12 protein-coding genes are annotated in these 13,503 nt (G+C 63.6%); 7 read left to right on the top strand and 5 right to left on the bottom strand.

Annotation, left to right across the window (positions count from 1 at the left end; translation table 11 throughout):
- Window positions 1-48: 48 nt before the first annotated feature.
- From H0S73_RS00060 to H0S73_RS00050, 3 genes are all read right to left on the bottom strand, one after another.
- Window positions 49-789 (bottom strand): calcium-binding protein, encoded by a 741-nt coding sequence (locus tag H0S73_RS00060; protein WP_181050217.1) that lies wholly within the window; start codon window positions 787-789, stop codon window positions 49-51.
- A gap of 343 nt (window positions 790-1,132) precedes the next feature.
- On the bottom strand, window positions 1,133-2,521 hold the full coding sequence (locus H0S73_RS00055) for an HlyD family type I secretion periplasmic adaptor subunit (protein ID WP_181050216.1): 1,389 nt from the start codon (window positions 2,519-2,521) through the stop codon (window positions 1,133-1,135).
- On the bottom strand, window positions 2,518-4,239 hold the full coding sequence (locus H0S73_RS00050) for a type I secretion system permease/ATPase (RefSeq protein ID WP_181050215.1): 1,722 nt from the start codon (window positions 4,237-4,239) through the stop codon (window positions 2,518-2,520). Before H0S73_RS00050 ends, H0S73_RS00055 begins: the two co-directional genes overlap by 4 nt.
- A 267-nt stretch (window positions 4,240-4,506) precedes the next feature.
- Between H0S73_RS00050 and H0S73_RS00045 the strand changes: the two genes are divergently transcribed.
- Window positions 4,507-5,121 (top strand): MarR family transcriptional regulator, encoded by a 615-nt coding sequence (locus H0S73_RS00045; protein ID WP_181050214.1) that lies wholly within the window; start codon window positions 4,507-4,509, stop codon window positions 5,119-5,121.
- Window positions 5,122-5,651: 530 nt separating this feature from the next.
- Entirely contained in the window at window positions 5,652-6,029 is a 378-nt protein-coding gene (locus H0S73_RS00040) for a hypothetical protein (protein ID WP_181050213.1), read from the top strand.
- A 38-nt stretch (window positions 6,030-6,067) separates the two neighbouring features.
- Here H0S73_RS00040 and H0S73_RS00035 read toward each other — a convergent pair whose 3' ends face one another.
- The gene (locus tag H0S73_RS00035; RefSeq protein ID WP_181050212.1) at window positions 6,068-6,736 is read right to left on the bottom strand and encodes a GntR family transcriptional regulator; all 669 of its coding nucleotides are present in this window, start codon (window positions 6,734-6,736) and stop codon (window positions 6,068-6,070) included.
- Window positions 6,737-6,940: 204 nt separating this feature from the next.
- Between H0S73_RS00035 and H0S73_RS00030 the strand changes: the two genes are divergently transcribed.
- Both H0S73_RS00030 and H0S73_RS00025 read left to right on the top strand, forming a co-directional pair.
- Window positions 6,941-8,380, top strand: coding sequence for an amidohydrolase (locus H0S73_RS00030; RefSeq protein WP_181050211.1), 1,440 nt, complete (start codon window positions 6,941-6,943; stop codon window positions 8,378-8,380).
- A gap of 76 nt (window positions 8,381-8,456) precedes the next feature.
- On the top strand, window positions 8,457-9,314 hold the full coding sequence (locus H0S73_RS00025; RefSeq protein WP_181050210.1) for a transporter substrate-binding domain-containing protein: 858 nt from the start codon (window positions 8,457-8,459) through the stop codon (window positions 9,312-9,314).
- Here H0S73_RS00025 and H0S73_RS00020 read toward each other — a convergent pair.
- Complete coding sequence (locus H0S73_RS00020; protein WP_181050209.1) at window positions 9,301-9,735, bottom strand: MarR family winged helix-turn-helix transcriptional regulator; 435 nt, start codon at window positions 9,733-9,735, stop codon at window positions 9,301-9,303. The genes H0S73_RS00025 and H0S73_RS00020 overlap by 14 nt on opposite strands.
- Before the next feature lie 59 nt (window positions 9,736-9,794).
- Here H0S73_RS00020 and hmgA point away from each other — a divergent pair, with 59 nt between their 5' ends.
- From hmgA to maiA, 3 genes are read left to right on the top strand one after another with little or no spacing between them, the layout of a single operon-like run.
- On the top strand, window positions 9,795-11,153 hold the full coding sequence (hmgA, locus tag H0S73_RS00015) for a homogentisate 1,2-dioxygenase (RefSeq protein WP_181050208.1): 1,359 nt from the start codon (window positions 9,795-9,797) through the stop codon (window positions 11,151-11,153).
- A 14-nt stretch (window positions 11,154-11,167) separates the two neighbouring features.
- Window positions 11,168-12,469 (top strand): fumarylacetoacetase, encoded by a 1,302-nt coding sequence (gene fahA, locus H0S73_RS00010; protein WP_181050207.1) that lies wholly within the window; start codon window positions 11,168-11,170, stop codon window positions 12,467-12,469.
- A 10-nt stretch (window positions 12,470-12,479) separates the two neighbouring features.
- Window positions 12,480-13,115, top strand: coding sequence for a maleylacetoacetate isomerase (maiA, locus tag H0S73_RS00005; RefSeq protein ID WP_181050206.1), 636 nt, complete (start codon window positions 12,480-12,482; stop codon window positions 13,113-13,115).
- Window positions 13,116-13,503 lie beyond the last annotated feature (388 nt).

Raw genomic sequence — 13,503 nt, 5'->3', positions numbered from 1 at the left:
GATGCCGCAGAAGCGCCCGCGGCATCCGCTCTTTGCCGTAGAGGCGGATCAGTGAACCGAGAAGTAGTCGCTCGGGTTGCTGTTGATGTCGTCGGCGTTCACGTTCACGAGGGTGACCGTGTCGCCGTTTCCGAGATCGACGATCGTGTTGTGGCCCACCTGATGGACACGACCGGCAAGATCCTCGGCCGAAGCGATATCGGTTCCGTTGATCCCCTTGGAGATCTGCAGGATGTCCTGGCCGGCCTTGAAGTCGAGGATGACGTCGTTGCCGCCACCGCCGCTGAAGACGAAGGTGTCGCCACCGGCGCCACCCTGAAGGATGTCGTCGCCCGCGCCGCCATCCAGGATGTCGTCGCCGGATCCGCCGCGCAGGATATCGTCGCCGGCACCGCCCTGAAGAATGTCGTCTCCGGAGCCGCCTTCGAGAACATCGCTGCCGTCGCCGCCGCGGAGGATATCGTTGCCGTTGCCGCCGCGAAGGTAGTCGTCACCGGCGCCGCCGAGCAGGATGTCGTCGCCGTTGCCGCCGAACAGGATGTCGTTTCCGGCATCGCCCTGAAGCACGTCGGCTCCGTTGCCGCCGAACAGAACATCGTCATCGGCGCCGCCGGAGATCCAGTCGTCTTCGTTGCCGCCGAAGAGTGTGTCCGCTCCGGCGCCGCCCAAGAGAGCATCGCTGTCGGCGCCGCCGAAGATCAGGTCGTCGCCGCCGTTTCCGAAGATCACATCCGGTCCGTGCGTGCCGTGCAAGACATCGCTTGAGGCTCCACCACCAATAGTCGCCATATCTCTCATCCTTGTTGTCAGCACCGGGCAAGCCGCGACGCACCCGGTTGCATGTTCGAGCCAAAATGAAGCGCTATTTGCGCAAGGAGATTTCCGGGAGGTGCTTATGTCGAGAATGTCCCGGTGTGCATTAAGTAAAACAATGAGTAGTACTTGTAAATCCTAAAGTAGTATTTTCCTGAGGCATCAATGTACTAGAATATATAAGTCAATATTGTCTTTTATTTGTTTGAATTTATTTTGTGGGTTTATTCAATATGTTTCGAAATTCGAACTAATATTTGCGCGTCGCTTCACGCGGTGGAAGCGCGGTCGAACGTGAGCGATGCTGAAGGGCTTCGGATCATTCCTCCCGGAATGCGCGGTCGAAGCTTTCGGTGATCGGGGCGAGCAGGTAGTCGATGGCGCGCCGGGGTTTGTTGACGATCAGGACCTCTGCCGGCATTCCAGGATAGAGCGCGACCTTGGAATTCGCATTCAGGCTTTCGGGCGCGATCTCGGCGCGTGCGACGAAGTAGGCGTAATTGTTCCGGTCGTCCATCTGCTGGTCGGCTGAAAGGTAGGTCAGCTTTCCCGCGAGGGGCGGGGTGCTGCGGCTGTTATAGGCGGTGAGCCTGATCTGGACCGGCGCGCCGACGCGCACGGCATCGACGTCGCGAAGGCCGATCTTGGCCTCGACGATCAGCGGTTCGTTTTCTGGCACGATGTCGAGAATGGGCTGACCGGCACCGATAACGCTGCCCAGGGTATGGGAGCGGATATTGGTCACGATACCCCTCTCCGGAGAGACGATCTCGACCCGTCGGAGAATGTCGGTGGCCGCGTCGATCCGCCCGACCGTATCGGCGAGCTCGAGTTGCGCGGTCTGGATGTCCGATGCGACCTGCTGCTGGAAATCGTTTCCGAGGGAGAGGATCTCCAGTTCCGCCGCCGCCTTCGCCTGTTCGGCCTTGGCCTTGCGGGACACCAGTTCGCCGGCATTGCCCTTAAGCTGGCTTTCGCGCGTCTGCATTTCCGTAAGGCGCGGACGCGGCGCGTAGCCTTTCTCCACGAGGCCCGCGATGGCCTTGAGCTCCCGGTCGAGCAGTTCCGCCTGCCGGGTATTCGCCTCGGTCTGGGACTGCACGGCCTGGAGTTCCGCCACCTGCTGGGCGATAGTCTTGCGCTGGATGTCGACGCGGCGGTTGAACATCTCGCGCCGCGCCGTGAAGTACTTGCGTTCGGCGTTCAGGATATCCTCGGCCGTCGGCCCGCCCGCCTGGAGCAGGGCGTCGGGAAAGGTGAGGTCGTCGAGCCCGGCCTGTTCGGCGCGCAGGCGCACGAGCCTCGCCTCGAGGCCGAGCCGTCTGGAGCGCAGCTGTTCGAGTTCGGCCTTCGCCCGCGTATCGTCGAGGCGCAGCAGCGGCTGCCCGGCCTTCACGACCTCTCCCTCGTGGGCGAGCAGGGTCTTGAGGATGCCGCCTTCGAGATGGCTGATGGTCTTGCGTTTGGAATCGACCACGACGGTGGCCGTCGCGATCGCGGCGCTGTCGAGATGCGCCGAGAAGGCCCATGTGGTGAGGCCGCCGAGACCGAGGAAGATCGTCGCCAGACCGGCGATCACCGGCCCGCGATAGGACGGCTCGCCCAGATCCCGCGGCGGGAGGCGGTCTCTTGTCGCTTCGACATGAACGGTCGCGTAGGTCGCCGGCACGAACGGCTTCCGTTCCACGATCTCAGAACGCTTTCTCATGCGCTTCCTTTCACGGCGGCAATCGGCTTCTCGCCGGGGGTGATCGAGCTGACGACGGATGTCCGTGGGCCGAACTGGCTGATCCTGCCCTCCTGGAGAACCATGAGCTTGTCGGCGGCCTGCATGACGGAGGGGCGATGCGCGATCAGGATGATGATGGCGCCGTCGGCGCGCAGGGCCTCGATGGTGCGCACGAGCGCGCGCTCGCCATCCGTATCCAGGTTGGAATTGGGCTCGTCGAGCACGACGAGGCGCGGCCTGCCGTAGATGGCCCGCGCCAAGCCGATCCGCTGGCGCTGGCCGCCGGACAGGGCGAGGCCGCCGTCGCCCAGGGGCGTGTCGTATCCGAGCGGCAGGCGGCCGATCATGTCATGGACATCGGCGAGGCGGGCCGCCTCCAGGACGAGGCGCGGATCGCTATCGCGCATCCGGGCGATATTGTCGCGGATCGTCCCGTCGAGGAGCGACACGCTCTGCGGCAGGTAGCCGACCATGTCGCCGAACGAGCCGCGCTCCCAGAGATAGACGTTGTTGCCGTCGAGATAGACGCCGCCGGACGTGGGCTTGGTCACGCCGATCAGCGCGCGGGCGAGGGTGGACTTGCCGGCCGCCGAGGGGCCGACGATGCCGAGCACTTCGCCCGGCGACAGGGTGAACGAGATTCCCTTGAGCACGGGCACGTCGGCTCCGGGCGGGGCATAGACCAGCCGGTCGACCGTGAGGTCGCCCTGGGAGCGCGGCGTCGGCTTGGTCTCGCGCTTGGGGGCCTGGTGCTCGATGAGATCGGTCACATTCTTCCAGGCCGAAAGGGCCAGCACCCATTGCCGCCATCCGTCGACCATCGAGTCGAAGGGCAGGAGCATGCGTCCCATGATGATGCTCGACGCCACCATCGAACCCGGGCTGACTTCCTGCTTGATGACCAGAATGGCTCCGACCGACAGAACGGCGATCTGCATGGCATACCGGCAGGTTCGCGTGAACGACGCCATGGCGCGGCTCCGGCGCGTCACCACATCCAGGAGATCCTGCGTGTGCAGCTGGGAATGCCGCCACCGCTCCGAGAGGGCCGGGAGCATGCCCATGGCCTCGATCGCCTCGGCGTGACGGAGGGTGCCGCCGATCTCGCTGATGCTCTGCAACGACGATTCATTGGCGCGCTTCATGGCCCTGCGCGTCAGGAAATCGGACAGGAGGCTTAAGGAAATGATGATGGTGGCCGAGACCAGGGCCACCAGGCCATAGAGCCAGTGGAGGGCGAACAGGACGCCGAGAAAGATGGGAGCCCAGAAGGCTTCCAGCGGGACGCTGATCGCGTTGCCGACGATGAAGGTCCGGATGTCGTTGAGGTCGCGGATCGCCTGGCCGGACTTGGAGATGCCCTTCGTCACGGAGGCCGATATCGCGGCTTCCAGGACCGGGAGGTTCAGCTTCCTGACCAGCTTGCTCGCCATCACCTGATAGGTGAGGGCGCGCACATAGTCGAGGATGCAATAGATCGCGAGGCCGATGGCGGAGACGATGATCAGCATGATCAATGTGTCCGTGCTCTGGCTGTTCACGACACGGTCATGTACCTGCAGCATGAAGAGAGGGACGATCAACTGAAGCACGTTGATGACGGCACTCAGGGCGGCCGCATAGGCCACGCCGGTCGCAAACGCTTTGCGCCCCTGGTGGAGGATATCGGCGGCTTCCGAATTGGCCGTTTTGCTCATGCAGGAATGGCTCCAAAAGAGGCAATGATGCGGCAGATCAAAATTTTGCCTAAAAGATATTCGAAGATATTTATGAATCATCGATGGTAGAGCGTCTACCCATAAAGTATGATTCGCCTAACAATAAAAGTCTCTGGCAGAGGAAACAACAGTAAGGACTATCCAAGGTTGTTTAGTTTAACGCTTGGATAAGCCACCAACGCCAAGAGAAATATCAAATTAGTTCGAATTTCGAACTAATTTGATTGGCCAATAATGGGGTATAATATGCAAAATATATCAAACTCCTTGCCTTGGATCGTCGCGCAGGACGATCCGGAACCTCAACTGCCTGCGGCCTTGCAGGATCTGTACCGGAGGAGCGATGCGCCCGTGAGCCGCCCGGAAAGCCCTGAGGTGCCTCAGGCGGAGCCGGCAGGCATCAGCCATATCGAGATCGTTCGCGTGATCGAGAGATTGCACCGGCGCTCGCTCGATCTCGTGCGGGCTGATCTGATCGAGGCCGGGATCGACGATTTGAGTCCATCCCAGGTGATGATGCTTTTCACCATCGGGTCGAGCGAGCTGTCGGTCCGCGACCTGATCGAGCGCGGCTACTATCTCGGGTCGAACGCATCCTACAGTCTCAAGCGGCTCGTCGAGGCCGAGTATGTCATTCGCACGGCCTCGGAACGGGATCGCCGATCCGCCCGCATCCGCCTGTCGGAGAAGGGCCGCGCCTTGTGCGACATGATCAGGCGAAACGACAAAACCTATCAGCAGCTCGTGGCACGCAATGAAGCGGAGATGCGCGATCTGGAGACGACATTCCGGACACTGAAGCGCATCGAGCAGACATGGAGCAATGCCGTCCGCTATCGCGACATGGGAGCGGACGAGTAATCCGTCTCTGCGTCCGTGCATCGTCCTGATCCGAGCTGGAATCCATCGCGGCCCATGGGCAGTAGAGCGGGTTCTTGACCAGACAGGTGCAGGGCGCTCCAGCAGTCGCTCGAAGAATGGCTCGTCTGCAGACGAAAAGCCAAAGGCGGCGTTCGGGCGGCAGGGATGAAATGGATGCCGACAACTGGCGATACATATTGCAGAGGATCGATCCTGGCATGTTGCAGGAGCTGATGAGAACCGAATCGATTTCCGTCCGAAATTCGGACCATGTTATTTTCGAACCTGTATCCGATCGTAAGAAGCTTTTGATTGTCTTTGCCTATATCGACCAGAAACCCGGAACGCGATCGCATTCGAGTTTCCTGCGCGACGTGGATTGCAAGAAGCTATTCCTGAATCCCGGCCGGAATGCGTGGTATCAGACAGGGATTCCAGGCGTTGCGTCCTCCTATACGGGTCTCCTGGCATTCCTTAGGGATGTGAGATCTGACTTCGGCGACCACGAAATCCTATGCCTGGGTCATTCGATGGGGGCTTTCCCCGCCCTGGGCATCGGCGTCGCCATCGGGGCCGACCGCATCCTGGCATCCGCTCCGGAATATATCCTGAACATGCCGGGCAGCCTGAGCATCCGGCACCTGAAGGACGCGCGGATCGACTGCGCGGATCTGACGCCGGTTCTGTCCGCCAATGCCGGAAGCTCCATCACGATCCTGGCCGGCAGGCAGAATGCCTTCGACATGGAGGTCGCAAGCCGGTTGGGCACGTTCCCGCATACGGAAGTCATCGAGCTGGAAACGGGCCACAACACGTTTCCCTACCTGAAGGACGTCGGGAAACTCGGCGCAACGCTCGAAGGCTTCGTCGAGGGCCGGGACCTTCGGTCGATCGTCGCCGGCACGTGATGCCGGCGGCGAAGCGGTGAAGTGGGATCTGCCGCGTTTTACGGCGATACGGATCCACTTTGCCGCGGAGTGCCTTCGTTCTTCGGCTGGCGGATATGCAGGGCGATGACGTCCTTGAGCCGCTGCGCATCCCGGGCGCCGAGAGCCTCGACCATGGCATGATGTTCGCGGCTCGACTGTTCGACGCGCGCCCGCGTACTCCATTGGCCGGCCAATGCGGACGAGGTCCTGCTGCGCAGATCCGTCACCAGAGAGGATAATTCCGGATTGGAGCACAGGCCGAGAAGCTCGCGGTGAAAGGCGAGGTTCGCCTCGTATTGCTCCAGGACCGTGCCGTGGAGGATCATCTCGTCGAACCTGCGGGCAAGGGCTTCGATCCGCTCGATGGCCTCGGAGGTCGCGTTGGCCACGATGCTGTCGACGGCAGCCGTTTCGAGAATGACCCGCAGCTCGAGAATGTGGGCCGTCTGCTCCCCGTCCGGCAGAACGACGTGATAGCCCCGGTTGGGCACATGCTGCACCAGCCGCTTCTGGGTCAGGTAGTCGAGCGCGCGGCGGACGTCCGGGCGGCCCGATCCGTAGCGCTGCTCGAGATCGATCTGCTTCAGCCATGTGCCGGGGGCGAAGGCGCCGGACTGGACATCGCGCGCGATCAGATCGGCGACATTCATCCAGGCCTTCTTCAAGGGAGCATCCGTGTCGGTCATGGAATGTCGTCACGTCCTTTGGGGTGCACTGCTCCTCCTTTAGGCAGAAAGCGACACGACCGCAAAATCATTCGCCTTGTCTCCTCTTGCATAGCATCCGGAGCTGTGCATCATATTGGTACCAATTTTGGCTAACATTCAATTGGTATGGCAGGGACCTCTCCAGGCGGCGGGTCCGTGGGGCCATGCAGGAAGGGTCAGGGCGTGGCGGCAAAGAATTCCTCAGAAATATGGGATCTAATCGAGGCCAAGCGCGAGGTCTTCTATGCCCTCAGCGACCGCGTCTGGGACATGCCCGAACTCAATTTCGAGGAGCACCGCTCCTGTGCCGAGCACGTGGCGGTTCTCGAGCAGCAGGGGTTCCGGGTCCCCCGCAATGTTGCGGACATCCCGACCGCCGTCATGGGCGAGGCGGGCGAGGGCGGGCCGGTCATCGCGATCCTGGGCGAGTACGATGCCCTGCCGGGGCTGAGCCAGGTTGCGGGATTAGCGGAGCAGAGGCCGCTCGTCGCAGGCGGCAACGGGCACGGCTGCGGCCATAACCTGCTCGGCAGCGGCGCGCTCATGGCCGCGACGGCCGTGAAGGACTATCTCGAAGCGCATGGCATCAAGGGGCGGGTCCGCTATTACGGCTGCCCGGCCGAGGAGGGGGGCTCGGCCAAGGGCTTCATGGTGCGGGCGGGTGTCTTCGACGACGTCGACATCGCCATTTCCTGGCATCCCGCGCCTTTCGCCGGCGTCAACAACCCGATCTCGCTCGCGTGCAACGAGTTGAACTTCCACTTCAGCGGGCGGGCCTCCCACGCGGCGGCCTCGCCTCATCTGGGCCGAAGCGCGCTTGATGCGGTCGAGCTCATGAATGTCGGCGTCAACTACATGCGCGAGCATATGCCGAGCACCGCGCGCATCCATTATGCGGTCACCGATACGGGTGGCATCGCGCCCAATGTCGTGCAGGCCAAGGCGACGGTGCGCTATCTGATCCGTGCCCGCGACCTGCCCGAGATGCAGGGATTGCTCCGTCGGGTGAAGAAGATCGCCGAGGGAGCGGCGCTCATGACGGAGACCTCCGTGCGCAGCGAGATCGTCAGCGGCGATGCGAACCTGGTCGGCAACACGCCTCTGGAGCAGTTGATGCACCAGAATCTGGAGCGGCTCGGGCCGCCCGTCTTCGACGAGAAGGACAAGGCCTTCGCGGCCGAGATCCAGAAGACGCTCTCGGTCGAGGACATCAAGTCGTCCTTCGCGCGCTTCGGGCTGAAGCCGCGCATGGGCGTCCCGCTCTGCGATGTGATCGTCCCGCCCGAAAGCGGTGACGGAACCCTCGTGGGCTCCACCGATGTCGGAACCGTCAGCTGGGTGGTGCCGACCGTTCAGATGCGCGGCGCCACCTATGCGGTCGGAACGCCCGGCCATTCCTGGCAACTCGTGGCGCAGGGCAAGGCTCCAGCCGCGCACAAGGGCATGGAGCACGCCGCGAAGGTGATGGCCGGAACGGCGGTCGATCTCCTTCTCGATCCCGCGCTGATCGAAGCGGCCAAGGCGGATTTTCGCGAGCGGCTCAACGGCACGCCATTCGTCAACCCGATACCGGATGACGTCGACCCGCCGGTTTCGGCGAGGAAGATCTCTTCCCAGGCGTGACGGACCACGCATCGTTTTTCCAACCACGACACAACCGGGCGCGACACGCTCGTGCACCATCGACAGAGGGATCATCATGAAGATCATCGGCAAGATTCTGGCATTCGCGCTCACGGGCGCGGCGCTCGCGCTCGGGACCGGCGCGACGGCGCAGGAGAAGACCTGGACGAAGGTCCGCATCGCCACGGAAGGCGCTTTCGCCCCGTGGAACTTCACAAAGCCGGACGGCACGCTCGATGGCTTCGAGATCGATCTCTACAAGGATCTGTGCAAGCGCATGAAGGTCGAGTGCACCATCGAGGCGCAGTCCTTCGACGGCATCATCCCGGCACCGAATGCAGGCAAGTTCGATGCGATCATGGCCGGCATGTCGGCCACCGCCAAGCGCGAGGAGGTGATGGCCTTCACCCAGCCCTACGGCACGACGGGCCAGACCTTCGCGGTGCTGAAGTCGGGGCCGCTCGTGAACATGCCGCTGAACGGCAAGATCTTCTCGCTGGCGACCAACGAGGCGGGCGCCGCAGCCGCCATCGAGGAGCTGAAGCCGGTCCTGAAGGGCAAGACCATCGGCGTGCAGGGTTCGTCGATTGCCGCGAACTTCCTCGACAAGTATCTGAAGGGTACGGCGGAGATCCGCGAATACAAGACCACTGAGCAGCACGACCTCGACCTGACGGCCGGGCGCATCGACCTGATCATGGCCTCGACGGCCTACCTGTCGGGCGCTGCCGCAAAGGTCGGCAACGAGGAGATGACGCTGGTCGGGCCGCGCTTCCAGGGCGGCATGCTCGGGCGCGGAAGCTCGGTCGGCCTGCGCAAGAGCGATCCGGAGCTGAAGGCGCTGTTCGACAAGGCCATCACCGAAGCGAAGGCCGACGGGACGATCGAGAAGCTCTCGATGAAGTATTTCGGCTTCGACGTCACGCCGCGCTGAAAATCCGTTCGAGCCGCTCCAACACTTTCAGGAGCGGCTTGGCCTCCGGGCCGAGCTCGTCCAGGATGCGGCGCTCGAACGCCGCCGCCTTCGGGACGATGTCGCGATAGACCTTCCGGCCGAGCTCCGTGAGGGTCAGGATTTCCTCCCGCCTGTCCTCCTCGCTCTCGCGGCGCTTGAGCCAGCGTCTCTCTTCCAGGGCGCGTACGGCGCGGCTCACCTTGGTCTTGTGCATGGCCGAGTGCCGCCCGATGGCCTTGGCGCCCATTTCCTCGAATTGTCCGAGGGTCGCCAGCACCCGCCATTCCGGGATCGTCAGGTCGTGGTGGGGGCCATAGACGGAGCGGAAATCCTGTGACACCGCCGAGGCGATCCGGTTGAGCCGATAGGGCAGGAATTGTTCGAGCTGGAGTTTGGTCATGGCGTTGTTGGTTACAAAATAGACAGTTACAGTCGCGACCAATTGTGGAGGTCACGACCATGAATGTCCAGAACCCATCCCTGAAAGGCCAAGCCGCCGAACGGCTCGAGAGCGCCATCCAGCCCGGCTACATGTCCGGCTTCGGCAACGGCTTCGAGACCGAGGCGCTGCCCGGCGCGCTTCCCATCGGCCGCAACTCGCCGCAGAAATGCTCCTACGGGCTTTATGCCGAGCAGCTCTCCGGCTCGCCCTTCACGGCGCCGCGCACAACCAACGAGCGTTCCTGGCTCTACCGCATCCGTCCGACCGTGACCCATTGGGGCGAGTTCCGGAAGGCCGATATCGGCCTGTGGCGCACGGCGCCCGCGGCCGAGGTGGAGGTGCCGATCGCGCCCATGCGCTGGAGCCCGATCCCGCTGCCGGAGGAGAGCGTCTCGTTCCTTGAGGGGATCCGCACCATCACCACGGCGGGCGACGCCGGCAGCCAGGCCGGCATGGGCGCCCATGTCTATCTCATCACCCGTTCGATGGTGGACGAGTATTTCTACAATGCCGACGGGGAGATGCTGTTCGTGCCGCAGCAGGGCCGTGTCCGCCTGTGGACGGAGTTCGGCATCATCGACATCGAGCCGGGCGAGATCGCCGTGATCCCGCGCGGCGTGAAGATCCGGGTCGAACTTGTCGACGGACCGGCGCGCGGATATTTCTGCGAGAACTACGGCGGCGCCTTCACGCTCCCGGAGCGCGGGCCCATCGGGGCCAATTGCCTGGCCAATCCGCGCGATTTCCTCACGCCCGTGGCGGCCTACGAGGACAAGGACGCGCCTTCGAAGATGTATGTGAAGTGGGGCGGCTCGCTCTGGGTCGCCGACATGGATCACTCGCCGCTCGACGTGGTGGCGTGGCACGGCAACTACGCGCCTTACAAGTACGACCTGCGCCGCTACTCGCCCGTGGGTCCGATCCTGTACGATCACGCCGATCCGTCGATCTTCACGGTGCTGACGTCGCCGTCGGAGACGCCCGGCACCGCCAACATCGACTTCGTGATCTTCCCGGACCGCTGGCTCGTCGCGGAGAACACCTTCCGGCCGCCGTGGTACCACATGAACGTGATGAGCGAGTTCATGGGACTGATCTACGGGGTCTACGACGCCAAGACCGGCGGCGGCTTCGTGCCGGGCGGCATGTCGCTCCACAACACGATGCTGCCGCATGGGCCCGACATGGATGCGTTCGAGAAGGCGAGCAACGTGGAGCTGAAGCCGCACCGGCTCGAAGGCACGCTCGCCTTCATGTTCGAGACGCGCTTCCCGCAGAAGGTAACGGCGTTCGCGGCAGGCACCGAGTCGCTGCAGAAGGACTACGCTTCCTACGGCCATAAGCTGAAGAAGCACTTCAACCCGAACCAGCGCTGAGGGGAAAGACGATAGTGCTCGATCACACGCATGACCCGAAGCGTCAAAGCTTCGTGCCCTCGGCCAACGGCCACCCGGACTTCCCGCTCCAGAACCTGCCGCTCGGGGTCTTCAGCCCCGGCGACGGCGCGCCGCGAGGAGGAGTGGCCATCGGCGACCGGATCCTCGACCTGCCGGCGGCTCTCGCGACCGGCCTCTTCACCGGCGAGGCCGCCAAGGCGGCGGAGGCTGCTTCCGGCGCGGCTCTCAATGGGTTTCTTGCGACGGGCGCAGGGCCTCGGCAGGCGTTGCGCCTGCGGCTGTCCGATCTGCTGGCTCAGGGCAGCCCGGATCAGGACAAGGTGGAGAAGTGCCTGCATGACGCAGCCGATTGCACGATGCACCTGCCGGCGCGCATCGGCGACTACACCGACTTCTACGTCGGCATTCACCATGCCACCAATGTCGGCAAGCAGTTCCGCCCCGACAATCCCCTGCTGCCGAACTACAAATACGTGCCCATCGGCTATCACGGCCGGGCCTCGTCCATTCGTCCCTCCGGCGTTCCGGTGCGCCGACCGCGCGGTCAGGCGAAGCCCGCGGATGCCGCGGCTCCCGGTTTCGGTCCGAGCCAGCGGCTCGATTACGAGCTGGAGCTCGGCGTCTGGGTCGGCCCCGGCAACGATCTCGGAGAGCCTATCCGCATCGACGAGGCGCCCAGCCATGTCGGCGGCTACTGCCTGCTGAACGATTGGTCGGCGCGCGACATCCAGGCCTGGGAATACCAGCCCCTGGGTCCGTTCCTGGCCAAGAATTTCGCCAGCACGGTCTCCGCCTGGATCGTCACGCCGGAAGCGCTTGCGCCGTTCCGGATCGCTCAGCCGCAGCGGCCCGATGGCGATCCCGCACCGTTGCCGTATCTCACCGATGAGGCCGACAGGAAGGAAGGCGCGTTCGACCTGGAGCTCGAGGTCCTGCTTCTCACGCCGGGCTTGCGGGAGAAGGGCCTGGCGCCGCATCGCCTCGCCGTGTCGAATGCGCGGCACATGTACTGGACCGTAGCGCAGATGATCACGCACCACACCAGCAACGGCTGCAATCTTCAGCCGGGCGATCTCATCGGAACGGGAACGATCTCGGGGCCCGATCGGGAGAGTTGCGGCAGCATTCTCGAGACAACGCTGGGCGGCAAGAACCCGGTCGTGCTCGCCTCCGGCGAGGAGCGGCGCTTCCTGGAGGATGGCGACGAGGTGATCCTGCGCGCTCGCGGCCGCCGCGAAGGCTATGCTCCCATCGGTTTCGGCGAATGCCGGGCCGTGATCCTGCCAGCGCTCTAAGGTTATCTCCATGAAGCTCTATACCTATTGGAGGTCCACCTCTTCCTATCGCGTGCGCATCGCCTTGGCCTTGAAGAACATCGAGGCCGAGCAGGCCTTCGTTCATCTTGTCCGCAACGGTGGCGAGCAGAACGCGCCCGCCTATCGCGCCATCAACCCGCAAGGCCGCGTGCCGGCTCTTGCGCTCGATGCGCAGAACGTGATCACCCAGTCCCCGGCCATCCTGGAATATCTGGAGGAGGCTTATCCGGACCCCGCTCTGCTCCCTGCCGATCTCGTCCAGCGGGCGAAGGTGCGCGCCGTCGCCTCGATCATCGGCTGCGATATCCATCCCCTGCACAATGTCGGCCCGCTCAACCACCTGAGGAAGAACTTCGGGCGCTCGGAGCAGGACGTGGCGGCCTGGATCGCCACATGGGTCGGGCAGGGGCTCGCCGCCGTCGAGGCGCTGATCGGCGACGAGGGCTTCTGCTTCGGGCCCGAACCCGGCATGGCCGATGTCTATCTGATGCCGCAGCTTTACGCGGCACGACGGTTCAACGTGCCGCTGGAATCCTATCCGCGCATCCTTCGCGTGGAGAAGCTCGCCGGCGAGCACGAAGCTTTCAGGAAAGCGCATCCCTCCGTTCAGCCGGATGCGGAGTAGTTTTTTGAGACAACCCCGGCTCTGAAACCGCCATCCTCATCCTGAGGAGCCGCGCAGCGGCGTCTCGAAGGATCAGGGCGCAGGGTGCGAGGCGAGCGTTATGTTCTTACTTTGTTCTTGACAGGGCGGACAAGCTCGGCTATATCGTTCGCATTCCCGCCCGCCGAGGGGCGCGCTCGCGAGGCGTCAGCCAGTGCGGGGCGGGAGGCGGTCCCGCCGCAGGTCTCGCACACCTGTGGTCGCGGGAGGTCGACCTTGGGCGCTCCCCAGCTGGTCCACCTGAAAAGAACCGCGTGCGAGGCGCCGTCCGGCTCTTCCACTCTCACACTCACAGCGAGCCGGGCGATGCACCGCACCCTCCCTCGACTGACCTTCAGGCTCGCAGCGC

The organism is Microvirga mediterraneensis, assembly GCF_013520865.1.
Taxonomy (GTDB): domain Bacteria; phylum Pseudomonadota; class Alphaproteobacteria; order Rhizobiales; family Beijerinckiaceae; genus Microvirga; species Microvirga mediterraneensis.
The sequence above is the reverse complement of the archived record's forward strand: the minus strand, read 5'-3'. Positions and strand labels throughout refer to the sequence as shown.